General features: G+C 69.8%; 29 protein-coding genes and 1 pseudogene. 11 read left to right on the top strand and 19 right to left on the bottom strand.

What is annotated here, in order from left to right; translation table 11 throughout:
- Positions 1-196 precede the first annotated feature (196 nt).
- From BEK98_RS26915 to BEK98_RS26900, 4 genes are all read left to right on the top strand, one after another.
- Positions 197-1,081 carry a hypothetical protein gene (locus BEK98_RS26915; protein ID WP_094219254.1) on the top strand — a complete coding sequence of 295 codons (885 nt, stop codon included), beginning with the start codon at positions 197-199 and terminating at the stop codon, positions 1,079-1,081.
- Positions 1,082-1,207: 126 nt separating this feature from the next.
- Complete coding sequence (locus BEK98_RS26910; protein ID WP_094219253.1) at positions 1,208-1,576, top strand: hypothetical protein; 369 nt, start codon at positions 1,208-1,210, stop codon at positions 1,574-1,576.
- Positions 1,577-1,697: 121 nt separating this feature from the next.
- Positions 1,698-3,713, top strand: a complete 2,016-nt coding sequence (locus BEK98_RS26905; protein WP_094219252.1) for an NADPH-dependent 2,4-dienoyl-CoA reductase — start codon at positions 1,698-1,700, stop codon at positions 3,711-3,713.
- 30 nt (positions 3,714-3,743) lie between these two features.
- Complete coding sequence (locus BEK98_RS26900) at positions 3,744-4,316, top strand: PadR family transcriptional regulator (protein WP_094219251.1); 573 nt, start codon at positions 3,744-3,746, stop codon at positions 4,314-4,316.
- 15 nt (positions 4,317-4,331) lie between these two features.
- Here the strand turns inward: BEK98_RS26900 and BEK98_RS26895 are convergent, their stop codons facing one another.
- Both BEK98_RS26895 and BEK98_RS26890 read right to left on the bottom strand, forming a co-directional pair.
- On the bottom strand, positions 4,332-4,871 hold the full coding sequence (locus tag BEK98_RS26895) for a hypothetical protein (protein ID WP_094219250.1): 540 nt from the start codon (positions 4,869-4,871) through the stop codon (positions 4,332-4,334).
- A gap of 179 nt (positions 4,872-5,050) precedes the next feature.
- A complete protein-coding gene (locus BEK98_RS26890; RefSeq protein WP_094219249.1) occupies positions 5,051-6,031 on the bottom strand; it encodes a fibronectin type III domain-containing protein in 981 nt (326 codons plus the stop codon).
- Positions 6,032-6,408: 377 nt separating this feature from the next.
- On the opposite strand from BEK98_RS26890, the gene BEK98_RS26885 reads away from it, so the two are divergent.
- A complete protein-coding gene (locus tag BEK98_RS26885) occupies positions 6,409-7,107 on the top strand; it encodes a glycoside hydrolase family 75 protein (protein WP_094219248.1) in 699 nt (232 codons plus the stop codon).
- A 116-nt stretch (positions 7,108-7,223) separates the two neighbouring features.
- On the opposite strand, the gene BEK98_RS26880 is transcribed toward BEK98_RS26885, so the two are convergent.
- The 4 genes from BEK98_RS26880 to BEK98_RS26865 all read right to left on the bottom strand — a co-directional run bounded on the left by BEK98_RS26880 (position 7,224) and on the right by BEK98_RS26865 (position 10,915).
- The gene (locus BEK98_RS26880; protein ID WP_094219247.1) at positions 7,224-7,634 is read right to left on the bottom strand and encodes a PTS-dependent dihydroxyacetone kinase phosphotransferase subunit DhaM; all 411 of its coding nucleotides are present in this window, start codon (positions 7,632-7,634) and stop codon (positions 7,224-7,226) included.
- Positions 7,627-8,238 (bottom strand): dihydroxyacetone kinase subunit DhaL, encoded by a 612-nt coding sequence (gene dhaL, locus BEK98_RS26875; RefSeq protein WP_094219246.1) that lies wholly within the window; start codon positions 8,236-8,238, stop codon positions 7,627-7,629. Before dhaL ends, BEK98_RS26880 begins: the two co-directional genes overlap by 8 nt.
- 46 nt (positions 8,239-8,284) lie before the next feature.
- Positions 8,285-9,277, bottom strand: coding sequence for a dihydroxyacetone kinase subunit DhaK (dhaK, locus tag BEK98_RS26870; protein ID WP_094219245.1), 993 nt, complete (start codon positions 9,275-9,277; stop codon positions 8,285-8,287).
- 249 nt (positions 9,278-9,526) lie between these two features.
- Positions 9,527-10,915, bottom strand: coding sequence for an MFS transporter (locus BEK98_RS26865; RefSeq protein WP_208643239.1), 1,389 nt, complete (start codon positions 10,913-10,915; stop codon positions 9,527-9,529).
- Between the two features lie 108 nt (positions 10,916-11,023).
- On the opposite strand from BEK98_RS26865, the gene BEK98_RS26860 reads away from it, so the two are divergent.
- Complete coding sequence (locus BEK98_RS26860; protein WP_094219243.1) at positions 11,024-11,590, top strand: helix-turn-helix domain-containing protein; 567 nt, start codon at positions 11,024-11,026, stop codon at positions 11,588-11,590.
- A 13-nt stretch (positions 11,591-11,603) separates the two neighbouring features.
- Here BEK98_RS26860 and BEK98_RS26855 read toward each other — a convergent pair whose 3' ends face one another.
- Both BEK98_RS26855 and BEK98_RS26850 read right to left on the bottom strand, forming a co-directional pair.
- Positions 11,604-12,035: a GNAT family N-acetyltransferase gene (locus BEK98_RS26855; protein WP_094219242.1), complete on the bottom strand. Its 432-nt coding sequence runs from the start codon at positions 12,033-12,035 to the stop codon at positions 11,604-11,606.
- Positions 12,032-12,538 (bottom strand): aminoacyl-tRNA deacylase, encoded by a 507-nt coding sequence (locus BEK98_RS26850; RefSeq protein WP_208643238.1) that lies wholly within the window; start codon positions 12,536-12,538, stop codon positions 12,032-12,034. Before BEK98_RS26850 ends, BEK98_RS26855 begins: the two co-directional genes overlap by 4 nt.
- 125 nt (positions 12,539-12,663) lie before the next feature.
- Between BEK98_RS26850 and BEK98_RS26845 the strand changes: the two genes are divergently transcribed.
- The gene (locus tag BEK98_RS26845) at positions 12,664-13,119 is read left to right on the top strand and encodes an RpiB/LacA/LacB family sugar-phosphate isomerase (protein ID WP_094219241.1); all 456 of its coding nucleotides are present in this window, start codon (positions 12,664-12,666) and stop codon (positions 13,117-13,119) included.
- Between the two features lie 132 nt (positions 13,120-13,251).
- Here BEK98_RS26845 and BEK98_RS26840 read toward each other — a convergent pair whose 3' ends face one another.
- Entirely contained in the window at positions 13,252-13,617 is a 366-nt protein-coding gene (locus BEK98_RS26840) for a DUF6479 family protein (RefSeq protein WP_244201998.1), read from the bottom strand.
- 170 nt (positions 13,618-13,787) lie between these two features.
- Here BEK98_RS26840 and BEK98_RS26835 point away from each other — a divergent pair, with 170 nt between their 5' ends.
- The gene (locus tag BEK98_RS26835) at positions 13,788-14,162 is read left to right on the top strand and encodes a four-helix bundle copper-binding protein (RefSeq protein WP_094219440.1); all 375 of its coding nucleotides are present in this window, start codon (positions 13,788-13,790) and stop codon (positions 14,160-14,162) included.
- Between the two features lie 83 nt (positions 14,163-14,245).
- A complete protein-coding gene (locus tag BEK98_RS26830) occupies positions 14,246-15,424 on the top strand; it encodes an acyl-CoA dehydrogenase family protein (protein WP_094219239.1) in 1,179 nt (392 codons plus the stop codon).
- A gap of 444 nt (positions 15,425-15,868) precedes the next feature.
- On the opposite strand, the gene BEK98_RS26825 is transcribed toward BEK98_RS26830, so the two are convergent.
- Positions 15,869-16,588: a TetR/AcrR family transcriptional regulator gene (locus tag BEK98_RS26825; protein ID WP_094219238.1), complete on the bottom strand. Its 720-nt coding sequence runs from the start codon at positions 16,586-16,588 to the stop codon at positions 15,869-15,871.
- A 237-nt stretch (positions 16,589-16,825) separates the two neighbouring features.
- Between BEK98_RS26825 and BEK98_RS26820 the strand changes: the two genes are divergently transcribed.
- Positions 16,826-17,152, top strand: a complete 327-nt coding sequence (locus BEK98_RS26820; RefSeq protein WP_094219237.1) for an SMP-30/gluconolactonase/LRE family protein — start codon at positions 16,826-16,828, stop codon at positions 17,150-17,152.
- Between the two features lie 41 nt (positions 17,153-17,193).
- Here the strand turns inward: BEK98_RS26820 and BEK98_RS26815 are convergent, their stop codons facing one another.
- The 4 genes from BEK98_RS26815 to BEK98_RS26800 are packed head-to-tail and all read right to left on the bottom strand — an operon-like array spanning position 17,194 to position 20,490.
- The gene (locus BEK98_RS26815; RefSeq protein WP_094219236.1) at positions 17,194-18,294 is read right to left on the bottom strand and encodes an MBL fold metallo-hydrolase; all 1,101 of its coding nucleotides are present in this window, start codon (positions 18,292-18,294) and stop codon (positions 17,194-17,196) included.
- A complete protein-coding gene (locus BEK98_RS26810; RefSeq protein ID WP_094219235.1) occupies positions 18,291-19,145 on the bottom strand; it encodes an SDR family NAD(P)-dependent oxidoreductase in 855 nt (284 codons plus the stop codon). The genes BEK98_RS26815 and BEK98_RS26810 overlap by 4 nt, the downstream gene beginning before the upstream one ends.
- The gene (locus BEK98_RS26805; RefSeq protein ID WP_094219234.1) at positions 19,142-19,942 is read right to left on the bottom strand and encodes an MBL fold metallo-hydrolase; all 801 of its coding nucleotides are present in this window, start codon (positions 19,940-19,942) and stop codon (positions 19,142-19,144) included. Before BEK98_RS26805 ends, BEK98_RS26810 begins: the two co-directional genes overlap by 4 nt.
- A gap of 5 nt (positions 19,943-19,947) precedes the next feature.
- Positions 19,948-20,490, bottom strand: a complete 543-nt coding sequence (locus tag BEK98_RS26800; protein ID WP_094219233.1) for an ester cyclase — start codon at positions 20,488-20,490, stop codon at positions 19,948-19,950.
- A gap of 117 nt (positions 20,491-20,607) precedes the next feature.
- Between BEK98_RS26800 and BEK98_RS26795 the strand changes: the two genes are divergently transcribed.
- Positions 20,608-21,255, top strand: a complete 648-nt coding sequence (locus tag BEK98_RS26795) for a TetR/AcrR family transcriptional regulator C-terminal domain-containing protein (protein WP_094219232.1) — start codon at positions 20,608-20,610, stop codon at positions 21,253-21,255.
- A 13-nt stretch (positions 21,256-21,268) separates the two neighbouring features.
- On the opposite strand, the gene BEK98_RS26790 is transcribed toward BEK98_RS26795, so the two are convergent.
- The 5 genes and pseudogenes from BEK98_RS26790 to BEK98_RS26775 form a co-directional block, all read right to left on the bottom strand.
- Positions 21,269-21,964 (bottom strand): LuxR C-terminal-related transcriptional regulator, encoded by a 696-nt coding sequence (locus tag BEK98_RS26790; RefSeq protein ID WP_094219231.1) that lies wholly within the window; start codon positions 21,962-21,964, stop codon positions 21,269-21,271.
- Positions 21,965-22,140: 176 nt separating this feature from the next.
- Positions 22,141-22,635, bottom strand: coding sequence for an SGNH/GDSL hydrolase family protein (locus tag BEK98_RS50955; RefSeq protein WP_279635485.1), 495 nt, complete (start codon positions 22,633-22,635; stop codon positions 22,141-22,143).
- A gap of 52 nt (positions 22,636-22,687) precedes the next feature.
- A pseudogene (locus tag BEK98_RS50950) lies at positions 22,688-23,059 on the bottom strand (SGNH/GDSL hydrolase family protein); the annotation flags it as partial.
- A gap of 110 nt (positions 23,060-23,169) precedes the next feature.
- Entirely contained in the window at positions 23,170-23,826 is a 657-nt protein-coding gene (locus BEK98_RS26780; RefSeq protein WP_094219230.1) for a response regulator, read from the bottom strand.
- Positions 23,823-24,956: a sensor histidine kinase gene (locus BEK98_RS26775; RefSeq protein ID WP_244201997.1), complete on the bottom strand. Its 1,134-nt coding sequence runs from the start codon at positions 24,954-24,956 to the stop codon at positions 23,823-23,825. Before BEK98_RS26775 ends, BEK98_RS26780 begins: the two co-directional genes overlap by 4 nt.
- Between the last annotated feature and the right edge of the window lie 113 nt (positions 24,957-25,069).

Raw genomic sequence — 25,069 nt, 5'->3', positions numbered from 1 at the left:
TCGCCGACTATCTCCACCATCTCTCAACACGGCGGCGGACGTCCGCCGAAGTAACCACCCCCGTGACCGGCAGGCAAGTCCCCGGGGCCGGGAGAGTTCACCCTCATGTTGCTCCATTGGTCTGTACATGACCATCGAGCCCCGTCAGACTGTGCGCCGACCGAGTGCCCCACCCCCCCCGTTCGAGGAGTCGGCCATGCCCGCGTCCCCGTCCGTCCGGCAACGTTGTCACACAGTCCTCGCCGGACTCGTCACCCTGGCCACCGCAGCCGTGGTGTCCCTCGCCGCACCCGCCCCGGCCTCCGCCGCCGACAACTGGACCGAGACCGGCTCCGACCGCGCCGACCCGCTGACCGAGAGCCAGGGTCTGACCTCGGTGGAGGTCCCGGCGAACAGCCCCAACCGGTACACCGGCATCGGCACCATCCCCATCGGTGTCTCCAGCAGAGGCTGGAACCACGTCGGCGACCCCGACGCCTCGTACAACGGCTACTACATCGAGCCCTACCAGCAGGACTCCGGCAACTCGAAGATGTTCCGTGTGCAGGCACCGGGCGGCGCCTGGTCGGAGTACGTCCACGCGCTGAGTCCCGGCGAGGCGCTGAACAACTCCTGGGACGCGATCTCGCCGGACGGCCAGTGGATGCTGGCGGGCGAGTGGGGCACCATGAACCGCCTGCTGGTCTTCCCGACCCCGGGCATCAACCCGAGCACCTCGCCCTCGGCGAACCTCCCGCAGGCCTCCAAGGTCAACCTCGACCACGCCGTCCGCGACGTCCAGGGCTGCGACTTCTCCGGCCCGACGACCCTGCTGTGCTCCTCGGACGACCCGGACGGCTCCCTCTTCGGCATGACCAAGCCGCTGCTCCAGATCGACCTGTCCGCGACCCCGGGCTCGGCGGACGTCTCCGGCCATGTCACGGCCCTGCGCCAGCTGCCGCTGCGCAGCTCCTGCTCGGGCACCTTCGAGACGGAGGGCATCGACTACGACCGCCGGACCGGCGTCCTGCGGGTGATCGTCATGTCGCCGGGGTTCTGCATCCTCACGGACAGCAAGACGTACAAGTTCTCGCGCGGCTGAGAACCCCCGCCGCGTCGCCGCCGCGACAGGTGGTGCGTTTCCGGAAAGTGGTGGTTTTCTGGGGAGGTGGCGCGGTGCGCGGGGAGCCCGCGGTATCGCGCCACCGCCATGAGAGGAGCGATCACGATGGCCCGTGAGCGATCGCACGAGGAAGCCGTGTCCCTCGAGATCAGCGGATGCAGCAAGGAAGACGCCCGGATCGTGTTCGACGCGCTGTGCGAGTGCTTCGAGTCCGACCGGTCCGCCGAGGACGTGCCACAGCAGCTCCACGAGACACGCCCGATGGTGTGGCTCGGCACGTTCGAGGTCACCGACGCCCACGCCTGCCGGCCGCCCGCCCGGCTCTCGGCCGGCGTCGAGGCCGACGCGCAGGGCAGCTACTGGGCGATCAACCGGCTCCACAGGACGCTGGACTCGCTCTTCGCGGTGCGCAACCTCTCCTCGGCCTCGGGGGACCAGGAACGGGAACTGCACCTCCTGCTCGAAAGCCGGTGACGTAACGGCAGCCACAGCCACAGAGTGATCGGGTTCACCTCCGTGCGTTTATGCAACTAGTTGCACAATGGGTTCGGGGTCCTCTACAACAGAGGCGTCCACACCGCGCACGGAGGGCCCGATGAGCCGTTACCCGCACCTGATGTCCCCGCTCGACCTGGGATTCACCACGCTGCCCAACCGCGTCCTCATGGGCTCCATGCACGTCGGTCTGGAGGAGGCCGAGCGCGGCTTCGAGCGGATGGCGGCGTTCTACGCGGCCCGCGCGCGCGGCGGAGTCGGGCTCATCGTCACCGGCGGCATCGCGCCCAACGAGGAGGGGCGGCCGTGGGAGGGCGGCTCCAAGCTCACCACCGAGGCGGAGGCCGAGGAGCACAAGGCCGTCACCGAGGCCGTACACCGCGAGGGCGGCCGGATCGCGATGCAGATCCTGCACTTCGGCCGGTACGCCTACCACCAGGACCTGGTCGCCCCGAGCCCGCTGCAGGCCCCGATCAGCCCCTTCGTGCCGCGCGAACTGAGCGACGCCGACGTCGAGCGCACCATCGACGACTACGCCCGCGCCGCCCGCCTGGCACAGCGGGCCGGTTACGACGGCGTCGAGATCATGGGCTCCGAGGGCTACCTCATCAACGAGTTCATCGCCGCCCAGACCAACCACCGCACCGACCGCTGGGGCGGCTCGTACGAGAACCGGATGCGTTTCCCCGTCGAGATCGTCCAGCGCGTGCGCGAGGCGGTCGGCGAGGACTTCATCATCATCTACCGGCTCTCCATGCTGGACCTGGTCCCGGGCGGCTCCTCCCTGGAGGAGGTCGTCACCCTCGCCAAGGCCGTCGAGGCCGCCGGGGCGACGATCATCAACACCGGCATCGGCTGGCACGAGGCGCGCATCCCCACCATCGCCACCTCGGTCCCGCGCGGCGCCTACACCTGGGTCACCAAGAAGCTCATGGGCGAGGTGTCCCTCCCGCTGGTGACCACCAACCGCATCAACACCCCCGAGCTGGCCGAGGAGTTGCTCGCCGACGGCTACGCGGACATGGTGTCCATGGCCCGCCCGATGCTCGCCGACCCCGACTTCGTCAACAAGGCCGCGGCCGGCACGCCCGAGGCCATCAACACCTGCATCGGCTGCAACCAGGCCTGCCTCGACCACACGTTCAGCGGCAAGATCACCTCCTGCCTGGTCAACCCGCGCGCCTGCCACGAGACGGAACTGGTGCTCTCCCCGACCCGGCTGAAGAAGCGCGTCGCCGTCGTCGGCGCCGGTCCGGCGGGCCTCGCCTGCGCCGTGAGCGCCGCCGAACGCGGCCATGACGTGGTGCTCTTCGACGCCGGGAGCGAGATCGGCGGCCAGCTGAACGTGGCCCGCAAGGTCCCCGGCAAGCAGGAGTTCGACGAGACGCTGCGCTACTTCCGCCACCAGCTCGACGAGCACGGCGTGGACGTACGCCTCGACACCTGGGTCGGCGCCGGGGACCTGGCCGACTACGACGAGGTCGTCGTCGCCACCGGCGTCACCCCGCGCACCCCCGACATCCCCGGCGCCGACCACCCCCGCGTCCTCGGCTACCTCGACGTCCTGCGCGACGGTGCCCCCGTCGGCGACCGCGTCGCCATCCTGGGCGCCGGCGGTATCGGCTTCGACGTCGCCGAGTACCTCACCGACGGCGGCGACAAGGCGAGCGAGGACCCGGAGACGTACTTCCGCAACTGGGGCGTCGACATGGACTACGCGGCACCGGGCGGCCTCGCCGCACCGCGCCGGCCCGCCCCGCCGCGCGCGGTCCACCTCCTCCAGCGCAAGACCACCAAGGTCGGTGCCGGACTCGGCAAGACCACCGGCTGGATCCACCGCACCGAGCTGAAGCACCGCGGCGTGACCATGGTCCCGGGCGTGCGCTACGACCGGATCGACGACGCGGGCCTGCACATCACCGTGGGCGAGGAGAGCACGGTCCTGGAGGTCGACACCGTCGTGCTGTGCACCGGCCAGGAGCCGCGCCGCGACCTGTACGAGGAGCTGGTCGCCGCCGGACGCAGCGTCCACCTGATCGGCGGCGCCGACGTCGCGGCCGAGCTGGACGCCAAGCGGGCCATCAAGCAGGGCACCGAACTGGCGGCGGCCCTGTAGGGGCCGTACGCCCGTCCCTAGGATGAGCCCATGTCACTCCCGCACGCCATCCTCACCGCCCTGCTGGAGAAGCCGTCGTCGGGTCTCGAACTGACCCGCCGGTTCGACAAGTCGATCGGCTACTTCTGGTCCGCGACGCACCAGCAGATCTATCGGGAGCTGGGCAAGCTGGAGGCCGAGGGCCACATCCGCACCCTGCCGGCCGAGCAGCCGGCCCGCGGGCAGAAGAAGAGTTACGAGGTTCTGCCCGCGGGCCGCGCCGAACTGGCCCGCTGGACCGCCGCCTCCCAGGATCCCAAGCCACAGCGGGACGTCCTGCTGCTGCGGCTGCGCGCCGCGGCGGTGGTCGGCACGGCGGGCCTCGAATCCGACCTGCGCCGCCATCTGGAGCTGCACCAGCGGCAGTTGGCCGAGTACGAGGAGATCGAGCGGCGCGACTTCCCGCCGGACCGGACCGGCCCGCAGGACCGCCTGCGCCACCTGGTCCTGCGCGCCGGCATCGACCTGGAGACCTTCTGGACCCAGTGGCTGACCGAGGCCCTGAAGGAGTTCACCGCGCTGCCCGCCGAGGCACCGGAACCGACGGGGGACCCGTCCGGCTGATCTGACGGTGGGGTCTCAGAGGCGGTACGGCTTCGAGCGGCGGCGCAGGAACCAGGCCGTGGCGGCCAGGCCGGCGGTCACCAGGGTCGCGCCGATGCCCAGGGTGAGCGTCCGGTAGTCGCGGGCCGCGCCGCCGAGGCCGCCCATCACACCGCGCGAGGGGGCCGCGGCGGACGTCGACGAGGTCGTGGGGGCGGAGGCGGCGGACACGATCACGGACTGGCTGCCGGCGGTCACGCCGTTGGAGCAGACCACCACGACCGTGTACGTCCCCGGGCTCACCCCCGACCAGGCCGCCGACTGGCTGATGGTCGTGCCCGACAGGGCAACCTGGCGGCCCTGGGAGAAGCTCCCCTGGCCGCTGCTGAGCAGCGAGGCGGTGCCCCAACTGCCGTTGTTCTGGACGCATGCGCTGGTGACGACCGAGACCGTGGACCCGGTGGTGCTCACCGAGATTCCCGAGACCGCCGCCGAGGGCCCGGCGAGTGCGGTCGGGAGCGCGGCGGCGGCCGCCAGGGTCAGGCCGGAGCGGAGGAGGAGTCGGGAGTTTCGCATTGGCTGGCCTCCGGCGGCACGGTTGGCGGTACATCCCATGCGCCGCCGAGGGTCGGGAAACGTCCGTGCTGCCCTCAAGGGCAGCAAACGCGGCCCCGGACCCGGCCGCACGCGGACCGCACCCGGTCAGGTGACGTGACTCCTGCGACCGGTGCAGGACGGAGCCGGCCCGTCGACCGTCAGCCGCCCGCGCCCGTGGTCACCGTCCGCTCCGCCGAGAAGCCGCCCCAGGTGCCGTCGGGCAGTCGCGCCCTCAGCCGCACCCGGTGCTCGGCCCCGGCGTCCCGCCCGACGTAGAAGCTGTAGCGGGCCCGGCCACGCGGTGGGTCGCCGCCCCATACCAGGGAGGTGGCCGTGGTGCCGTCGAGCTGGATCCGGTACTCGGTGATCACCCCGTCCACCCGCGGCGGATCCCAGGCGAGGTCGATGTAGTACGCCCCGGCGGACCGGTGGGTCGTGGCGGTGAAGCCGGTCGGCCGGGTGTCCCGTCCGTCGTCGGTGCCCGGCGTGCCGATCCGGACGGGTGCGCTCGCGGGCGAGAGGTTGTCGGCGGCGTCCCGCGCCCGCAGGGTGAAGACGTACCGGGTGCCGGGACGCAGTCCGGTGACCACGGTCGCGGTCTGGCCGCCACCGACGCTGTGGATCTTCGCACCGCCCTGGTAGACGTCGTACGACACCACGCCCCTGTCGTCGCGGGAGGCGGCCCAGGACAGCTGGACCGCCCGGCTGCCGACCGCCCGGCCGGTCGGCCGTAGCGGGCGGGTCGGGGCCGAGCGGTCCGCCGCCACCACGGCGGGCGTGCGCGCCCGCACCTCACGGCTCGGCGGCCCGAGGCGGCCGTCCGTGTCCCGGGCCCGCACAGTGAACGCATACAGGGTGGACGGCCTGAGCCTGGTGACGTCCACCATGTGCTGCGAGCCCGGTACTTCCGTGACTTTCGTGGCGCCGCGATATACCTCGTAGGTGCGGATCCCGCGCCCGTCCGGCACCGCGTTCCACATCACGTGCACGCTGGTGGCGCTCCCGGCCGCGGCGGTGACGCCCGCCGGAGCGCCGGGCGCCCGTCCGCCGTCGCCGTCGGCCGCACCGCTCCAGCCGCAGGACGTGACCAGCACCAGGGCTGCGCAGGCCAGCACGGGCCGGAGGGGAACGCGTCGCACGGCTCTGCCTCCCCGGGGACGGCATCACGGCAAAGGTCCGGACCAATATGACCCGGCCTGTGCGACCGAAGCAAGGGGGTCGTGTTGGTGACCATGCGCGGGAGTTACGTATGCTGAGGACTCCCTACGGCTGAACTCCCCGAGAACGCAGGGAAGTTCATGCCTGTGGCGCGGACACGCTGTCGTCGCCGAACCCGCGCCGACGCGGGCGGCCGGGGGGCCTGGGCCGGTATCGGCTCAGGCCCCCGGCCCCTGTTGTCTTCTCACAGGGCGTCAGGAGCGTGCTCCATCCGGCCCCATCGGAGTGGTCGTGCTCGCAGGCCGGCACCAGATTCGGCAAGGTGTCCGGAATGTTCTCCAGGAGAGAGTCCCTCAGAGTGCGTCTCCAGTCGCTGACGCTGGCCACGGCCGGCGCCGCCCTGCTCGCCCCGACGACAGTTCCCGCCGCTGCCGTACCGCCCGGGCAGGAGCACGCGGCCCACAGCGAGGGCTCCGTGACCGCCACCGACCTGCTCGACCGGGTGCGCACCTGTACCCAGGTGTCCAAGGGCCGGTACAGAACCGACGGCGGTGGCTCCGCGACCGTCCCCGTCTGCGGCACTCGCAAGGCGGTGTTCTGGAAGGCCGACCTGGACGTCGACTGCGACGGACGGCCCACCACCCGCTGCAACCGCCGTACCGATCCGCTGTTCTCCGCCGCCACCGCCTACCAGCAGTCCGACGGCCGCCACCTGAACGCCGAGTCCCTGCCCTACATCGTGATCCCGGCTCCGAGCGGCATCTGGGACCCCAGCGCGCAGGGAATCAGGGGCGGCGCGGTGGCGGCCGTGATCTACCACGACCGGGTGCGGTACGCGGTCGTCGGCGACACCGGTCCGCGGGACATCATCGGCGAGGCCTCCTACGCCACCGCCCGGGGCCTCGGCATCCACCCCGACCCGCGCAACGGTGGAGTCCCCTCCGGCGTCACGTACATCGTCTTCAAGGACTCGAAGGTCGCCCCGATCGAGGACCACCGGGCGGCGGTGGAGATGGGGGAGCGGCTGGCCCGGGAGTTCGTGGAGGCCCAGAAGTGAGACCGCCTGCACGGCCCACCGAGCCCGGGCGGGCGCCTTTTATGCCTACCGAGTCGAGTGGTGGGTGGGCATAGGCCGGGGGTCCAGGGGGCGGAGCCCCCTGGACCCCACGCGACTCACACCTTCCGGTAGCTGTACGCCTCAGCGGCCGCGGCCTCCACCGCGTCCAGATCCGCTCCCGTGGCCGCCGTGACGACCGCGGCCACCGCGCCCTCCACGAACGGCGCGTCCACCAGCCGCGCCCCGTCCGGCAGTTCATCGCCCTCGGCCAGCAGCGCCTTCACGGTGAGCACCGCACTGCCGAGGTCGGTGAGTACGGCGACCCCGACACCCCGGTCCACGGAGGCGGCCGCCGCGGAGATCAGCTCGGCGCTGGTGCCGAGCCCGCCGCCCTCGGTACCGCCCGCCGCGGCGACGGGCACCGCGGTGGCCCCGCCCGCCAGACCCTTCGCCAGCTCGGCCACGGATGTCGCGACCTCCGCGCTGTGCGACACCAGCACGATCCCGACCCGCTTCTCGTCACTCACCCGATGCTCCCGAAGCCGCTTCTTCCAGTCCGGCGATCAGAAGGGCCGAGGATGTGGCCCCCGGATCCTGGTGCCCGATGCTGCGCTCGCCGAGATAGCTGGCCCGGCCCTTGCGGGCCAGCAGCGGGATGGTGGCCTCCGCGCCCTGCTCGGCGGCCGAGCGTGCCGCGGCGAAGCCCTCGCCGAGCGCGTCCACGGCCGGGACCAGGGAGTCGATCATGGTCTTGTCGCCGGGTGCGGCACCGCCCAGTGCCATCACCCCGTCCACGCCCGCCCTGAGCGCCTCGGCCAGCTGCTTCTCGCTGACCTCGGTGGCGTCCCCGAGCGCCTTGCCGGCCTTGCGCAGCAGGGTGCCGTACAACGGCCCGGCCGCCCCGCCGACCGTCGAGATCAGCCGGCGCCCGGCCAGGACCAGCACGGCGCCCGGGGTGGCCGGCGCCTCCTCCTCCAGGCTGGCCAGGACGGCCGTGAACCCGCGCTGCATGTTGCTGCCGTGGTCGGCGTCCCCGATGGCCGAGTCGAGGGCCGTGAGCCGTTCCGCCTCCCGGTCGACGGATGCGGCGGTCGCCGTCATCCAACGGCGGAAGAAATCGGCGTCGAGCACTGGATCTCCTTGCGTGGTAGGGATGTTGACCGCTTCGTCCGCCGTATCACATCCCCCAGCGCAGTGCCGGGGTCTTCACCGGCGCGTCCCACAGCCGCAGCAGTTCCTCGTCGACCTGGCACAGCGTGACCGAGGCACCCGCCATGTCGAGGGAGGTGACGTAGTTGCCGACGAGGGTGCGGGCCACGGTCACGCCCCGCTCGCCGAGCACCCGCTGCACCTCCGCGTTGAAGCCGTACAGCTCCAGCAGCGGGGTGGCACCCATGCCGTTGACCAGGACCAGCACGGGGTTGCGCGGGGGCATGTCCTCCAGGATGGCGTGCACCGCGAAGTCGGCGATCTCCCCGGAGGTCATCATCGCCCGCCGCTCCCGGCCCGGCTCGCCGTGGATGCCGATGCCCAACTCCAGCTCGCCGGAGGGCAGATCGAAGGTCGGGGAGCCCTTGGCCGGGGTGGTGACGGCGCTCAGCGCGACACCGAAGCTGCGGGCGTTCTCGTTCACCTGGCGCCCGACGGCCTCCACCCGCTCCAGCGGCTGCCCCTCGGCCGCGGCGGCACCCGCGATCTTCTCCACGAACAGGGTCGCGCCGGTGCCGCGCCGGCCGGCCGTGTACAGGCTGTCGGTGACGGCCACGTCATCGTTGACCAGCACCTTGCCGACCTGGATGCCCTCGTCCTCGGCGAGTTCGGCCGCCATGTCGAAGTTGAGCACGTCACCCGTGTAGTTCTTCACGATGAACAGCACGCCGGCCCCGCTGTCGACGGCGGCCGCCGCCCGCGCCATCTGGTCCGGCACCGGCGAGGTGAACACCTCTCCGGGGCAGGCCGCCGAGAGCATGCCCGGACCGACGAATCCCCCGTGCAGCGGCTCGTGCCCCGACCCACCGCCCGAGATCAGCGCGACCTGCCCGGCCACGGGAGCGTCCCGGCGGACGATCACCCGGTTCTCCACGTCCACGGTCAGGTCGGGATGCGCGGCCGCCATACCCCGCAGCCCGTCTGCCACCACGGTCTCCGGGACGTTGATCAGCATCTTCATGCCTATCTCCTAAGAAACTTAGCAGGTGAGTCTCTGACCGGTGTTTTCCCTGTTCAGGGGATCCCCCTGAGGGCGCCTTGGGGCGGGAGCACGGAGCCTTGCTCATCAGTATCGACCTTGTGGCAGCGAAGGTCATGTGCGCCGCAGCTTCCCGTTCGGCCGCCGCCGACTCGGCCCACTCCGGGATCCGACGGCCCCAGCCGTGGTTACGGAGTGTGCGTGGACCTTCTTCATGTCTTCGACCGTGCTTCATGCCTTCGACCGTGACGTACGGGCCAGGAGGACCAGCAGGAGCCCGCAGGCGGCGACCAGGATCCAGCCAGGGCGGGACGCGTGGGCCAGGCCCGCTGGGGTGGTGTTGGCCACCAGGCCGCCGGAGAGGGCGATGCCGAGCGCGGCGCCGACCTGTCGTGCGGTGGAGGTGATCGCTCCGGCCACGCCGGCTCGGGCGGGAGGCAGCCCACTGACCGCGGTGTTGGTGATCGGCGCGTTGGCGAAGCCGAACCCGATGCCGGTGAGCAGGTAGGCGAGCAGGAGCAGGGGCGTGCTGGTGTGACCGTCGAGTCCGACCAGGCAGAGTCCGCCCGCCATGGTGAAGCCGCCGGCCAGGGTCAGCGGCAGCCGGGGTCCGACGCGACCGACGAGACGGCCGGACCAGGGGGCGCAGACGGTGGCGCCGAGGGCCATGGGCAGCGTCGCCGCTCCGGCGGCCAGTGGCGTGAATCCCCGGGTGTGCTGCAGGTAAAGGGTGTTGAGCAGCAGCGTCACGTTCAGAGCGACGAAGACCGCCACGGCCCCCAGGACGGCACCGCTGAACGCGGGGCTGCGGAAGAGCCGTAGATCCATCAGCGGTTGCTGCCGACGGGCCTCGACCCATACGAATCCGACCGTCGCCATCGTCGCGACCCCATAGGCGGCCAGCGCTGCGGGCGACGTCCAGCCGATGTGCGGCCCTTCGATGAGGACGCCGACCCAGACGCCGATGACCACGGTCAGCAGCGCCTGACCCGGCACGTCGAGCCGCTGTGCCCGCGGCGCCCGGGACTCGGGCACGAACACGGCGCTGAGCACCAGAGCGGCCACGATGACCGGGGCGTTGATCCAGAACAGTGCCCGCCAGTCGAGCCCCGCGAGCAGAGCACCCCCGATGACCGGCCCGACGGCCATGCTGAGCCCGAAAACGGACGCCCAGACACCGATCGCCTGCGCTCGCTCTCTCGGGTCGGGCATCGCGTTCACCACGATCGCGAGAGCGACCGGACTGAGCATCGAGGCGCCGACGCCCTGAACGGCGCGGGCCGCGACCAGCGCGCCGACCGAAGGCGCGATCGCGCAGACCAGCGAGGCCGCCCCGAACACGACCAGCCCGCACTGGAACATCCGTCGGCGTCCGAACCGGTCCGCCAGCGCGCCGGAGGAGATCAGCAGCCCGGCCAGGACGATGGTGTACGCGTCAACGGTCCACTCGAGACTGCGCGTCCCGACGCCCAGGCCGCGCCCGATGGCGGGCAGGCCCACGTTGACGATGGTGGTGTCCAGGCCCACCAGGAACATGCTCAGGCAGCAGACGGCCAGCACCGTCCAGCGTCTGCGTGCGCTCAGAGCGGGCGGAACAGGGTGAGTCGTCGTCGCGGTCACGGGTTGCCTCTCACAGCCGGGGAGTAATCGCCCGGTAAGGCTCAGTCAGTCCCCTCGGCACCGACCAGCACTTTTGCGAGAACCGCAAAGAACCGCACACTGAGCCCCGTGGACGCAGAACTGGAGCAGATCCTCGACGACATCGGGCCACGGCTGCGCGCGTTGCGCCGGGACCGGGGACTCACGCTGGAGGCGCTGGCGGCAACGACCGGGATCTCGGTGAGCACACTGTCCCGTCTTGAGTCGGGCAGCCGACGCCCGACCCTGGACCTGCTCATCCCGCTCGCGCGGGCACACCGCGTCGCGCTCGACGAACTGGTGGCCGCACCGGCCACCGGTGACCCCCGGGTGCATCTGAAGCCCTTGCGCAGGGGTGACGGCAGCGTCCTCGTGCCACTGACCCAATACCCGGGCCGGGTACAGGTGTTCAAGCACGTACTGGCTCCCCGCGAACCGAAGCTGGTGACTCACGAAGGCTATGAATGGCTCTACGTCCTGGCCGGCGAACTGCGGCTCGTCCTAGGCGAGCACGAAAGCACGCTCCGCCCCGGCGAAGCGGCCGAGTTCGACACCAGACAGCCGCACTGGTTCGGTCCGGCGAACACGAGCACCGTGGAGATCCTGCATCTGTTCGGCCCCCGAGGCGACCAAGCCGTCGTCCGCGCGAGCCCCTAGCTCCGGGGTGTGGTCAGCTACGGGACCACTTGAAGTAGGTCGCCGTCTCGTCGAACCCGAGGCGGCGGTAGAACTCGCCGGCCCTGCGGGTCGGCACGGTCACCTCCACGTCACCCGCCGCTTCGGCCCTCGCCTGCACGGCCCGGATCAGCGCGGAGCCGATTCCCCCGCCGCGCAGCCCCGCGTCCACGGTGAGTTCCAGCAGCTCCAGCACGGTGCCGCCCGCGAACAGGGTGGGCATCCGCACCGCGAGCACATAGCCGACCGTGGCCGAGTCCCGCTCGGCCACCAGGAACTCCGCTCCGCCCTCCGCCGCGGACTTGAGGACCTGGGGGAACGTGACGTCCTCGAAGACCGCCCGATCGGGCCGGTAGCTGGTCACGAATCCGTTCAGGAGACGCCAGACGGCAGCGGAGTCCGCGGGCGTGGCAGGCCGGACGGTCATGTCGCCCCCGCCCCCGCCGTCGTCGGAATGTCGGCGATCGGCGCCGTCGCGGCCGTCGGAACCGCGGCGATCAGCTCCGCCGCGTCGATCTCGATACTGCTGTCGGGCCGGCCGCTGCCGCAGTGCACGCGGCCCAGCCCGCCCACCGTCTCGTCGAACACCACCACCGCGCCGCCGTCCGCGGACACGGGGCACACCCCGCCGGGCCGCATGCCCGCCCGCGCCAGCCGGCCGGCCCCGGCGGGGGAGAGATCGGTGCGGCGGATCCCAGCGGCCCGGGCGAGCGCGCCGTACCGCAGCCGTGCGTGGCCGGGCAGAGCCGCCAGGACGAGCCGGTCCTCCGGGGTGACGAAGGCAAGGGTCTTGACCGTCCGCTCCAGCGGAACGCCGAGCGCGGCGCACACGTCCAGGACTTCGGCCACGTCGGGATGCTCGTGCAGCCGGAAGGAGGCGCCGAGCGCCGCGAGCACCTCGGGCGGGCCGACCGGTTCGGGATCGCTCACCTCGCCGAGACTAGCCTGCCGGAGAGGGAAGTTGACCGCTGTCGGCAGAACCCACAGGCTGTCGGCCGGTGACCCGGGGCGGCGGTGCGTACCGGGGCCGTCGGAAAGGAACTAGGCTCCGGAGTATGCGGATCTCCGTCTCCTCCGACATGGACGAACCCGTCGCCCGCCTCCTCGTGGAGGAGCTGCGCCGGCGCGGCCACGAGGTGCGTGAGCACGGCGCGCTGCGGTCCGGTGCCGACCCGCAGTGGGCGGTCTGCTCCGAGGCGGCCGCCCGTGACGTCGCCGACGGCACGTCCGATCAGGCGGTCGTGTGCTGCTGGACCGGCACCGGCGCCTCCATCGCCGCGAACAAGGTGCCGGGCGCTCGCGCGGCCCTGTGCACGGACGCAGGCACGGCCGAGGGCGCCCGCCGCTGGAACGACGCCAACGTCCTGGCGCTCAGCCTGCGGCTCACGTCCGCACCGGTGCTGAAGGAGATCCTCGACGCCTGGTTCGCGGCCGAGCCGAGCCAGGACCCGGAGGACGTACAGAACGTGGCCCGCGTCGGCCGCCTCGACGCCGCCAGGAAGGTCTCCTAGAGGCGTACGGCGGCCTGACGCGGGCCGGGCCGGTCGTTCGCTCGATGCCGTGCGTGTCTTCGAGGCCGTGTGTGTCGGTGTCCGGTGCTCGGTGTCCGATGCGGGTGTCCGGTGTTCGGCGGTCGGTCGGATTCAGTGGGCGCCCAGTCCACCGCCGCCGAACGAGCCGCTAGACCCCTTGCTCCAGCGCGGGCGATCCTTCGACGCGCTCGGCCTGGTGTCCATGTTGGTCAGCTCGTACGGGGTGAGCGGGCGACCGCCCTTGGGGATCTGGGGAACCTCCTGGGACTCCCTGTTCTCCCGGACCTCGTGCACCGCGCCGTCCGGTGGCAGGTGCGGCTGCTCCTCGGGGCGCGGCCGAGGGGGCTCGCGGTACTTGACGCGGGAGGTCATCCAGTAGCCGCCGGCGAGGAAGGCCACGACGGCCAGGGCCACCAGGAAGAGCACGAGGCTCATCAGTCCGCTCGCCGCAGCAAGCTGCATCTGTGCGGTACTCATAGGATAGGAATACCCCACCCGGAACAGGACGAACCGGACACCTTGGGTGAGCGCACGTCCACGGACGGCGACGTGACCCCCCGGTCGCGACCATCGCATTGCCCTGGGAAGGGATTTGCTTGCTCCGGTGAAGGGGGTTTGCGATGCTCCCGCCCGGCTACCCGCCCGGTGTGACACCGCCGACTTCACCGCAGCAGCTCTACAGGTTCCTGGAGGACCGTTTCGCGTGTGCCCTGGCGTGTACGGAGTGCGCCAGGGTGTGTGCGGTGCGTGCGAGTCTCCTGGACCCGATCGGCGCCGTGCGCCAGGACCGCGTACGCCGGCTGGGCATCATGTGCGCCGAGGTGTGCGACGCCACCTGCCGGATGCTGACCGAGCAGGACCGTCAGGACGAGGAGGGGATCAGGATCCAGTTGGAGTGGTGCCGCTCGGTCTGTCTCGACTGCGCGGACGCCTTCGCCGGGCAGACCGGCGCCGAATCGGCCGCGGGGGCGTGCCGGGCCTGCGCCCAGGCGTGCACGGACTTCCTGGAGTCCCTGAACTGAGCCCCGGCGTGCCATTCCCTATTTCTGGAACACGTTCTACGGTGTCCGCCGTCAGGACCGCCCTTGGGGACCCTGGAGGCGCCGTGCACCTCGACCACACGCCCGAGCAGCAGCGACTGCGCAGCGAACTGCGCGCCTACTTCGCCGAGCTGGTGCCGGACCACGCCTACGCCCGGTACGCGGATCCGGCCGCGCAGAAGCGGTTCTACCGCGAGACGATCCGGCGGCTCGGCACCGACGGCTGGCTCGGCGTGGGCTGGCCCAAGGAGTACGGCGGGCGCGGGATGACCGCGATGGAGCAGTTCATCTTCTTCGACGAGGCCGCGCAGGCCGGCGTACCGCTGCCGCTGATGGCGCTGAACACGGTCGGCCCGACCATCATGCAGTTCGGCACCGAGGAGCAGAAGGCGTACTTCCTGCCCCGCGTCCTCTCCGGCGAGATCGACTTCGCCATCGGCTACAGCGAGCCCGAGGCCGGCACCGACCTCGCGTCCCTGAAGACGCGCGCCGTACGCGACGGCGACGAGTACGTCGTCAACGGGCAGAAGATCTGGACCACCAACGGCGACACCGCGGACTGGGTGTGGCTGGCCGTACGCACCGACCCGGACGCCCCGCCGCACAAGGGCATCACCATGCTCCTCGTGCCGACGTCGGACCCCGGCTACTCGTGCACCGTCATCAACACCCTCGCCTCGCACGACACCACGGCCAGCTACTACGAGAACATCCGCGTCCCCGTCTCGCGCCGGGTCGGGGAGGAGAACCAGGGCTGGCGGCTGATCACCAACCAGCTCAACCACGAGCGCGTCACCCTCGCCGCCCACGGCACCATGGCGATCCGCGCCCTGCACGACGTGCAGCGCTGGGCGATGGAGACCAAGCTGGCCGACGGCCGCCGGGTGGTCGACCTGCCCTGGGTACGCCGCCTGCTCGCCCGGACCCACACCCGGCTCGACGCGATGAAGCTCCTCAACTGGCAGATGGTGACCGCCGTCCAGGAGGGCACGCTCACCCCGCAGGACGCCTCCGCCGTCAAGGTCTACGGCTCCGAGGCCCGCCGGGACGCCTACGCCTGGCTCATGGAGGTCGTGGCCGCGGCGGGCCCCCTGAAGGAGGGCTCGGCGGGCGCCGTCCTGCACGGCGAACTGGAACGCGGCTACCGCTCGGCGGTCATCTTCACCTTCGGCGGCGGCAACAACGAGATCCAGCGCGAGATCATCTCGTGGATCGGGCTGGGGATGCCTCGGGTACGGCGGTGACGGCCTGTGACGAGGCTTTTTAGTTGGCACAAAAGCGGGAGAGTTGGCACCCTACCGAGGGCGCGGACCGGAGGGTAGCTGAGATTGAGCACGGTAGCTGTCGTAGGCGCACGACATCTGACGTGTGCCGTCACAGTGGGCAGGTAGCGCTTCACCGGAACGCAGACAGGGCGGACGGAGCCGATCCGCTACAACCTGACCTGGAGACGTACGGTCACGGCGTAGGTCGAATGGTTCACCCGCCGCCAACATGCAGAACGAAGCTCGGGCGAATGCCGGCATCCGATGCAGCCGATGGCACCTCCGACCCGCACGGTCAGCAGTTCGCCGAATCAGCGCGCGGGAGCTGGGGGACGGTGCGGTGATGGGTCAAGCCATGAAGGCGCCCGTTGGCGCGAGGCCCGCGGTCGGCGTCTCGACGTGCGCGGTCGTCCATGGACTGCCTCATTCTTGCCACCTCTGCACGGGGACCTCGTCGAGAGGCTCGGCCCCCAGCGGCAGGTTCTCCGCGCGAACGAGCAGCCCGGAGATGGCCACCTCCACCGACTGGCGCACAAGATCGGTGAAGTCCGCCCGCATCGGGGCCAGCGCCGGATCGGCGGCATAAGCGGCCAGCAGCGCCTCAGAAGGTCGGCCGTGCGGCCAGGCTGCGCTTATCGCCAGAGTGGTCAGCCCCACGAGTCGGAACGCATCCTGCGTGCCGAGTTCCGGCAGGTATCGCAGGAACAGCCCTGCGAGGCCTTGGAACGCGCGCAGCGTGGCGCTCTTGTGCTCGACGGCGACCTTGGCAGACACATTGCGCTCGAGCACCGCGGCCTGCGCACTGGTCAGGTCGCATAGCACCGGGCGCTCAGCCAGGGACTCGGCCAGAATCCTGGCCAGTTGGTCTCCGCGCTCACGGGCGGAGCCTTCGACGGGTTCGAGCGAGTGCTCCAGTTCGCCGAGCCAGCCCTGCAGTTCGACGTCCAGGAGCTGCAACAGGATCGCCTCGCGTGATTCGAAGTAGCGCAGCACGTTCGACTTGGCCAGACCGACGCGCCGACTCAGCTCGTTCAGGCTCACGTTCGCGACCGGCATCTCAGTCAGCATCACCGCAGTGGCGTCGAGGATCTGGCGCCGCCTCTGGTTCCGCTGTTCGTTGTTGCGGGCGCGTTGAAATGTCACCCCACCATGTTACATACCGGCAGTACTTTATCAAAGTACTGCCGGTACATTAATGTGCGGACTTGAGGCGTCGCACTCGCTCTCCCTGGTGGCATACCAAGGTCTGGCCGCTGCGGGGGGGCATGGGGCACGGGCCCGCACGGGGCCTCCTCCGTACACGGCCACTCAGGGCTGTGGGTCAGCGAGCTCGGCGCCGCCCGCATCGACTGCCTGCGTCTTTCCGCCGATCACACCAGCGTGACCCTGCCGAGCATCGGCATGTACGGCAACCAGGGCGTCGGCGGATTCGACTCGAACGCCGTCGACGCCGACGGTCACGTCTACCAGTGCGTCATCAACGACGGGAAGGTTGAAGTGTTCAGCCCCCAGGGCGAGTTGATCGCGAACATCGTCGTTCCGCAGACGATGTCGGAGCCGCAACTCCTGACCTCGAATCTCGTCATCAAGCCCGGCACCCGGGAAGGCTATCTGGTCGTCGGCGGAGGCAACGGCGGCTTTGTCTACACGTTCCCGGCGCTGGGACTGGGCGACGCCCAGTCCAATGGCGGGGGCGCCGCCGGGTAGCGGACGGGTATCGACGCCTGCGAGGCGGCTCATGGGCGGCGCTATCCATGGCCGATGGCGTTGTGGCTGAAGGTAGGGCGGGTGCCGGGGCTGGCCGGATGGCCGGTGAGTTCGCTGGAGGGGAAGAACTGCAGGAAGCGTGTGTCGCTCTGAGCGCGATCGACGATCGACTTTTCCAGCACCAGAGAGTTGTACTGGTCGGCGGTTGTCTCGATGGTGTTCGCGTTCAGTACGACCTCGTGGCCCCACTGTCGGACGAACGAGCGCAGCCCCGGCATCTTGGAGTGTTCGGGGGTCAGGCATTCAGCGGCGATGGCGTTCTCACTGGAGGCCCAGATGCCGGTGTCGGTGTTCATGACGAGAGTCTGGTTGCCGAAGACGTGGCCGGGTGTCGGCAGGATAGCGAGCCCGGGACCCAGGAGTGTCGCCCCATCGATGGGAAGGATCGCGCCGGGCCGCAGGTCACGAAACTTGTCGGCCTGATACCAGGGCTTCTGCAGCGGGTGCAGTCGCCTCATCGCACTGAGCTCGTCCCTTTGCACGACGAGCTTGGCGTTGGGGAACAACGGCTCGATCGGCGCGGCGGCACCGAGGTCCGGTTGTGGGGCCGTTGTCCCCACCCACCGACGGATGTCCTGGGTGTGGAGGTGGTCGAACAGCAGATAGTCGACCTCCTCGACGCTGATCCCGAGGCGACGCAGATGTGTTTCCACGGAGTCGTACTCGCGCAGCAGGAGGTGCCGGGCGAAGGAAGGCGTGCGGCGCGCGAGCTCCGCGAAGTACGGGGTGTTGGCGCCGAGTTCGATGTCGGAGGGCTCGAAGAGCAGAGTCCGCCTGCGCCCGTCGCTCTCGTGCCACCGGATGACGAGCATGCGGTTGGTGATGGTGAGGAACGGCGCCGGTGTGCGGGCGGCACGGAAGAGCCCGAACCTGGTCGGGTAGGGCAGAGTCACCAGGTTGCACGTGCGGATCGACGAGGGCATGCCCGTGGTGCGGAACTCCTTGACGAAGTCGGCCGCACGGGCCCGGATCCACTCGAGCTTTGCTCCGGGCCCGCCCGGCAGACCGGCGAGGCCGTCGAAAACGGTGATGGCCGAGCCGAGGTCAACGGCGCTGGTCTTGAGGCTCTCGTAGCCGGTCATGAGGCCACCAGCCCGAGCACTCGGCGGACCAGCGCTTCACGAACCCGGATGGGAAGCATCCGCATCAGGACGACATCCTGCAGGTAGCTGTGGGGGATGTCGTACCGCGGCGCCGGCCGCTCCGCAGTGAGCGCCTTGACCACTTTGTCGACGACCCGTTCGATCGCGATTCCGTGCGCGGCGCTCTGTACGGTCCTGTCCAGGAACCTCCCCAGAGGTGCCGCGTACACGGCCAGCGACGGTACCTTGCGCAGCTCGTCCTGAATGTGACCGGCCATCGGTGTGTTGATCAGGCCGGGTGCGACGACCGAAACGTGGATGCCGAGCGGGGCGAACTCCATCCGCATGGCGGTCGAGAGAGCCTCGACACCGAACTTGCTCGCCGAGTACGCGCCGGTGAACGGCAGCGTGCGGGTACCGCTGGCCGAGCTCATGTTGACGACCTTGCCTCCCTTGGCGATCAGGGGCAGGAAAGCGCGGGTGACGTTGTGGATCCCGATGAGATTCACGGACAGGACCTTGAGGAATGCGTCGGCGGTCAGGTCCACGAGCGGGCCGTTTGTGATGACCCCGGCAATGTTGAGGACGCCGGCGAGCCGTGCCTCGCCGAACGCGTCGCGTGTGACCTTGGCTGCTGCCTGCACGTTGTCCTCGTCGCGGACGTCGAACACGAGCGGGGTCAGACCGGCAGGGAACGCCTGCAGGAGCGCGGCCGCCTCCTGATCGTCGATGGCCCCGCCCAGCACGCGGTAGCCGTCGGAGACCAGCCTCGTCGCAATGGCATGGCCGATACCCGAGCCGGCCCCCGTGACCAGGACGATGGGCCCGCCGGGGGAGGCGGTTGTTTTCATGAGAGGGGCCTTTCGGGCGCGGCGGCAGCGAGAGCGTCGAAGTGGAGCGGATCGTGGGCGGAGACGATCTGGAGGTCGGTGTCTGCGCGTTGGTGGAGTTCGGCCAGGCGGCGGTGGTTGTCCTTGACCCTGGCCCAGTCCATGGCCGCCATCCTTTCCATGCCCGTCAGCAGGGGCGGGATGGGCGTGCCGTCGAGGACGCCACGGTGGTAGAAGGCGTCGCCGCAGTGCAGGAGCCACTTGTCTCCGCGGTCCACTGCGATACAGGCGTGGCCGCGGGTGTGACCGGGCAGCGACACCAGCACAATGCCGGGCGCGATGTCGGTGAGCTCTTTCGCTGCCGCGAACCCACGCCACGGCTCGCCGTCCGGCCTGTGCTCGACGATGTGCGGCCCGTGCGCCCATTGCGCAGGCCGGTAGCGCCTGCGCTCCGCACGTGTGGGAGAGGTGATCGCCCCGAGGACCTCGGCGGACGTGGTGTGGATCCGGGCTTGCGGGAAGTCCGCGATCCCGCCGATGTGGTCGAAGTCGAAGTGTGTGACGACGATATGGCGGACGTCGGTTGCCTTGAACCCGAGTCTCTCGACCTGCCGGAGTGCCGTCTCGTCCTTGCTGAAGGCGGGCTTGATCAGCCAGCGCATGAACCCGACGCGTTCGGCCGGATCGGCGATGTCGTCCATGCCGTAGCCGGCGTCGACCAGGACCAGCCCGTTGTCGGTCTCCAGCAGGAAGACGTGCGTGACCATGGGCGCGGTCGGCATGGCCATGCTGCCGCAGTTGAGGTGGTGGATCTTCATGACCCTCACACCTCGGAGATCGTGTGGACGGCGTCGTTCGGCTTGCCCTTGTTCCCCAGAGAGGACGGAAGGGCGCGCAGGATCCTGAGCATGAGCAGCAGGGTGCTGGGCTTCTTGAAGTCCAGGCCGCCGATCAGCTGCTTCAGGATGGTGAGCGTGTCGAAGTAGATGCGCTCGCATACCAGGCGGTCGTCCTCGAAGACGAAGAACGCGGTGACCCGGACCTTGAACGTGTTGCCCGTCGCCGGAATCGCGCCGAACGGTCCGCGGTGGGTGCCCAGCAGGTAGAACTCGACGACGACCGCGTCGTCGGCATGCCGAAGGCTGATCATCTCGTGGCGCTGGTCGGGGAAGGCCACACGGGTGTCGTGGTAGTAGCCGCGGACCTCGGCGTCACCGTCGTGGACCACGCCCATCGGGATCAGTTCGTAGCGCGGATGCGGGAACGTCGACAGTACGTCGTCCCAGGCGTGCCGGACCTCGTCCTCGAAGTGGTCCCGCACGACCTTCTCTCGCCTCTCGCGCACATCCACGGTCAATCGGCTCATCTCTGCGCTCCGCAATCGTCGAAGTCTTGCCCCTGGGCGTAACCTTATGCCGTAAGGATAAATGCGCAACCTTATCTGATAAGGTTTTTTGCGTTTGACCGGAGAGGAGCTCCCGAGATGCCCCGACCCCGCCGTGACCTGAGCCGGCGCGAAGTGCTGACGGCTGCTCGCCGGCTGGCGGAGCGGGACGGTGTCGGTGCCCTGACGATGACCAAGATCGCGAACGCGGTCGGCGTCGAGTCGATGTCGCTCTACACCCATGTCAAGAACAAGGACGGCATCCTCGACGGCATCGTCGACCTGACTCTTCAGGAACTGGTCATCCCTGCCCCGACGGGGGACTGGAAGGACGACGCGCGCGCTGTGGCGCGATCGTTCCGGCAACTGGCCACGGCCTACCCCAACACCGCCACCCTGGTCCTCACCCGATGGCAGAACTCCGCGGCTTACGTCGAATCTGCCGACGCCGTACTGAACATCCTCCGTACCGCCGGCTTCCGCGTCGACGCCGCAGTCCACGCGCTCCGCGCCCTCATCGCCTACATCGTCGGAACACTGCTCCGAGAGGTGGGGGTGGGGCCCACCCTCAGCACCCCCGATACCGACCAGGCCGCCGCCCAGCGCGTCAGCCTGCTCGCTGCCCAGGGCGTCCCGCGAGTCGTGGAAGCCGCGACAGAGCTGGCATCCATCGACCACGAAGCCGAGTTCGAATTCGGGCTGCGCCTTCTGCTCGATGCGCTTGACGAACTGGTTCACCCTGTGTGATCGAGATCATCGGTCAGGTCGGTCTGACCAGTCCTGTCTCGTAGGCGATCACGACGGCCTGGACGCGGGCGCGGACACCGAATTTGGCGAGGATGCTGCTGACGTGGGTCTTGACCGTGGTCGGGGCGATGGAGAGTCGTGTGGCTATCTCCGTGTTGCTCCAGCCTGAGGCGAGAGCGGTGAGCACTTCGCGTTCCCGCTCGGTGAGGACCGAAAGTCTGCGGGCGTTCCTGGGGGTGTGGGACGGACCCTGTTGACGAAGGGCTTCGATGAGTCTGCGCGTCAGGCGGGGTGGAAGGACCGCGCCTCCTTGGGCGACGATGTGGATGGCTGCCGTCAGCTGGTCCGGGAGAGCGTTCGTGAGGAGGAATCCACCGGCTCCGGCACTCAGGGCGGCGTAGGCGAAGTCGTCGGTGTCGGCGGGGGTCAGTACCAGTACGCGTGGGTGAGCCGTCTTCGCTCGGTGTGCTGCGGGTGGTGCGGTGTGGCCTTCGCGTCTGGCGATGTGGCGTATGGTCCGGATGCCTTCGTCGTCGGGCAGACCCATGTCCATGAGAATGACGTCAGGGTGAAGACGAGCGGCAGTTTGGGAAGCCTGAACTCCAGTGGCGGCTTCACCGACGACGGTGACGCCGGGTTGAGCTTCGAGGAACAGGCGGAGGCCGTGACGCTGCAATGCCTGGTCGTTGAGGATGAGTACCGTGGTCATGGGGGGTCTCTCAGCGGGGCCTTGTCGAGCGCGTATGGCGGGGGCGAATGGTCCGGTGAGGGAGTGTCCTCACGGGCGGAGGTGCGGAGCGGGCGGGCCACTCAAGCGCCGGCCCGGGGCGGGTGGACATGTGGGGGCTGGGGCAGGCGGCTCTGAGGACGGCGAGCGGCATGTGCTCAGTCTTTGAGGGCGTGCAGGACGGCAGTGGCCATGCCCCGCTCTCCGCGTTCATTGGGGTGGACGGCGGCCGCGGGGCTGCTGGGCCTGAGGGGCTCGACCCAGCGTGTGGCCGACGGCGAGCAGGCGTCGTGACCGGTGGAGGGAGCGAAGGTGTCGACGTACGTGGCTTTGGCCGCCTTCGCCCGCTCGGTGAGCATGGCGTTCAGCTGCTGTGTCTTCTGGCGGAGGAATGTCATGTCGCCGGGAGCGAGGGGCAGGTCGTTGCCGCACTCGCCGCCTTTGGCCGGCAGGATCGCCGGGTAGCCGACGATGTAGACACTGGCTTCCGGGGCCCGGCGCCTGATCTCTCCGAGCGTCTGGGCCAGCCGGTCGCCTGTTGCACGGATCTTCTGGGCCACCTGGTCGGCGTCGCCGCTGTTGCTTGAGGAGTACTTCTCCTTGCACGGCGCCTTGTCGGAGATGTCCCTGAAACAGCACACCGGTGGTGACACACTTGGTGATCATCGAGCTGAAACCGATGTCGTTTCCCCCGATGCCGAGGGTGACGAGCCTTGTCGCGGCGGTAACCGCAGTGAGCTGCGCGCGGTTGGTGCCGTTGCCGGTCTGCTGCGGCGTGGTCAGGTCGGTGATGGTGGCGCCACTGCAGCTGACGTCGCGGAAGTCGGCCGGCTTGATACCGAGTTCCTTGGCCACGAGGGCGGGGTAGTTGCGACCGGAGCGGTCGCAGCCGGTGGGCGTACCGGTCTGCGGAGGAATCTTGGGGCCTGAGGTGTATGAGTCACCGAGGGCGACGTACGGGCCCTTGGGCGGTTCCTTGTTGTCGTCGCTGTCAGAGTTCCGGCCGACGGTGACGGCCGTGGCCAGTACCCCGCATGCCAGAGCCACGCCTATTCCGGTGCGTGCCAACGGTCCCATTGCTGTGTCCTGTTCCTGGTCGCGGATGATCGATTGCGGGGACGTGTCGGTGTACGGAGCGGTATCGGTCCCAGCCTCGGGGCGGTCCGGGCGAGCGGGGACGGAGCTGTTCAGACGGGCCGTACGAGTCCTGTGTCGTAGGCGAAGATCACGGCCTGGACCCGGTCACGGGCGCCGATCTTGGTGAGGATGCGGTTGATGTGGGACTTGACGGTGGATTCGGCGAGGTGGAGGCGTTCCGCGATCTCGCTGTTCGTCCAGCCGCTGGCGACTGCGGTGAGGACCTGGCGTTCGCGGTCGGTGAGGTCGGCGAGGCGGCGTTGCTGCTGAGGGGAGTGGCCGGGCAGACGGTCACTGAAGGCGTCGATGAGCTTGCGGGTGAGGCCCGGTGAGATGACGGCGTCGCCGGCGGCCACCGCACGGATGCCCGCGACGACTTCCTCGGGCATGGCGTCCTTGAGGAGGAATCCGCTGGCTCCGGCGCGCAGGGCTTCGTAGGCGTATTCGTCGAGGTTGAAGGTGGTCAGCACGAGGATGCGGGAGCGGCCGCCGGATTCGACGATGCGGCGGGTGGCCTCGATGCCGTCCATGCCGGGCATACGGACGTCCATCAGGACGACGTCGGGCCGCAGCTCCGCGGTCGCGCGGACCGCCTCGGCGCCGTTGGCGGCCTCGCCGACGACCGTCATGTCGGGATGCTGTTCCATGAGCATGCTGAACCCCATGCGGCTCAGGGCCTGGTCGTCGACGATGAGGACGGTGGTCATACGGGCTCTCTCTCGGGGGAGTTGGTGGCGGGCAGACCGGGGAAGAGGAGAGCGCGGACGGTCCAGCCGCCATGGTCGTTCGGTCCGGCGGTGACGCCGCCCTGGTAAAGGGCGGCGCGTTCACGCATGCCGACCAGACCGCGGCCGCCGCCCGCGTGGGCACGACCGGGGTTGGGCGTGCGGGAGGGGCCGGTGTCCTCGACGACGACGCGTACGGTCTCCGGGGCGATGGTGATGGTGATGTTGATCTTCGTGTCGGAGGCCGCGTACTTCACCGTGTTGGTCAGGGCTTCCTGGACGATGCGGTAGACGGAGAGCTGAAGGCCTGGTGCCAGGATGGTGACGTCACCACGGGTGTCCAGGGTGACGGTGGGGCCGGCGCCGCGGATCCGTTCCAGCAGGGCGCCGATGTCGGCAAGGCCGGGCTGGGGGGCGAAGGGGGCGGCCCGCCCTGGGCCAGTGCCGCTGTCGCTGTCGTCGCCGATGACAGTGAGCAGGCGACGCAGCTCGGCCAGGGCGTCGCGGCCGCTCTCGCTGATGATGCGCAGCGTCTGGGCGCCCCGTTCGGGTTTGCTCTCGGTGAGGCCGGCGGCCCCGTTGGCGAGGCCGACGATGACGGCGAGGGTGTGGCCGAGGATGTCGTGCATCTCGCGGGAGACACGGGCACGTTCCTGCGCGGTGGCCAGGGCGGCCTGTTGGTCGCGTTCCCTCTTCAGCACGGAGGTGTAGGCGTAGGTCAGGCGGGCGAGCATGCCGAGGGCGGCGAACGCGCCCATGGCGAACATCGCCAGCAGAGTGATGACCTCCGGGCGCGTGGCGTAGTCGAGTTGGTGACCCCGCCAGAAGAAGTAGGCCCATGCAGCGAGTTGCACGGTGGTGATGCCGATGGCGGCGGCGACCTGGCGCGGGGTGCAGTAGCGGCCGACGTTGAACAGAGCCACGACACGAGCCGATTCCGCGCTGGTCAGCACCCCGAACGGGATGGCTGCCACAGAGGCCGCGGTCGTGAGGGCGAAAACCAGCATGGGACGGCGTTCGCGCCACAGCAGAGGGACAGTGAACAGGAGGATGAGCGGCAGCTTGGCATCGCCGATGTTGTAGGGGTTGAAGTAGGTGTCGAGGCCGGCCACGGTGCACAGGGCCGGGACTCCCCACCGGCGGATGCGGGGGTGGGCGCGGTCGGCTCGTCGCCAGGAGGCCAGCCGTGCGATGACCGAGGCGATCCCTCCCTGCTCGGGATCTC

This window comes from Streptomyces diastatochromogenes (genome assembly GCF_002242805.1).
Classification (GTDB): domain Bacteria; phylum Actinomycetota; class Actinomycetes; order Streptomycetales; family Streptomycetaceae; genus Streptomyces; species Streptomyces diastatochromogenes.
This window is presented reverse-complemented; position numbering and strand designations above follow the sequence as displayed.

What these genes read in the sequence shown, in the direction of transcription:
- BEK98_RS26915 (WP_094219254.1), top strand. Translation starts at nt 197, where the DNA reads ATGCCCGCGTCCCCGTCCGTCCGGCAACGTTGTCACACAGTCCTCGCC.
- dhaK (WP_094219245.1), bottom strand. Translation starts at nt 9,277, where the DNA reads ATGAAGATGCTGATCAACGTCCCGGAGACCGTGGTGGCAGACGGGCTG.
- BEK98_RS26855 (WP_094219242.1), bottom strand. Translation starts at nt 12,035, where the DNA reads ATGACCGTCCGGCCTGCCACGCCCGCGGACTCCGCTGCCGTCTGGCGT.
- BEK98_RS26795 (WP_094219232.1), top strand. Translation starts at nt 20,608, where the DNA reads ATGCCCCGACCCCGCCGTGACCTGAGCCGGCGCGAAGTGCTGACGGCT.
- BEK98_RS26800 (WP_094219233.1), bottom strand. Translation starts at nt 20,490, where the DNA reads ATGAGCCGATTGACCGTGGATGTGCGCGAGAGGCGAGAGAAGGTCGTG.
- BEK98_RS26910 (WP_094219253.1), top strand. Translation starts at nt 1,208, where the DNA reads ATGGCCCGTGAGCGATCGCACGAGGAAGCCGTGTCCCTCGAGATCAGC.
- BEK98_RS26780 (WP_094219230.1), bottom strand. Translation starts at nt 23,826, where the DNA reads ATGACCACCGTCCTCATCGTCGACGACCAGGCCCTGAGCCGCATGGGG.
- BEK98_RS26900 (WP_094219251.1), top strand. Translation starts at nt 3,744, where the DNA reads ATGTCACTCCCGCACGCCATCCTCACCGCCCTGCTGGAGAAGCCGTCG.
- BEK98_RS26895 (WP_094219250.1), bottom strand. Translation starts at nt 4,871, where the DNA reads ATGCGAAACTCCCGACTCCTCCTCCGCTCCGGCCTGACCCTGGCGGCC.
- BEK98_RS26840 (WP_244201998.1), bottom strand. Translation starts at nt 13,617, where the DNA reads ATGAGTACCGCACAGATGCAGCTTGCTGCGGCGAGCGGACTGATGAGC.
- BEK98_RS26810 (WP_094219235.1), bottom strand. Translation starts at nt 19,145, where the DNA reads ATGAAAACAACCGCCTCCCCCGGCGGGCCCATCGTCCTGGTCACGGGG.
- BEK98_RS26790 (WP_094219231.1), bottom strand. Translation starts at nt 21,964, where the DNA reads ATGACCACGGTACTCATCCTCAACGACCAGGCATTGCAGCGTCACGGC.
- BEK98_RS26905 (WP_094219252.1), top strand. Translation starts at nt 1,698, where the DNA reads ATGAGCCGTTACCCGCACCTGATGTCCCCGCTCGACCTGGGATTCACC.
- BEK98_RS26815 (WP_094219236.1), bottom strand. Translation starts at nt 18,294, where the DNA reads ATGACCGGCTACGAGAGCCTCAAGACCAGCGCCGTTGACCTCGGCTCG.
- BEK98_RS26845 (WP_094219241.1), top strand. Translation starts at nt 12,664, where the DNA reads ATGCGGATCTCCGTCTCCTCCGACATGGACGAACCCGTCGCCCGCCTC.
- BEK98_RS26805 (WP_094219234.1), bottom strand. Translation starts at nt 19,942, where the DNA reads ATGAAGATCCACCACCTCAACTGCGGCAGCATGGCCATGCCGACCGCG.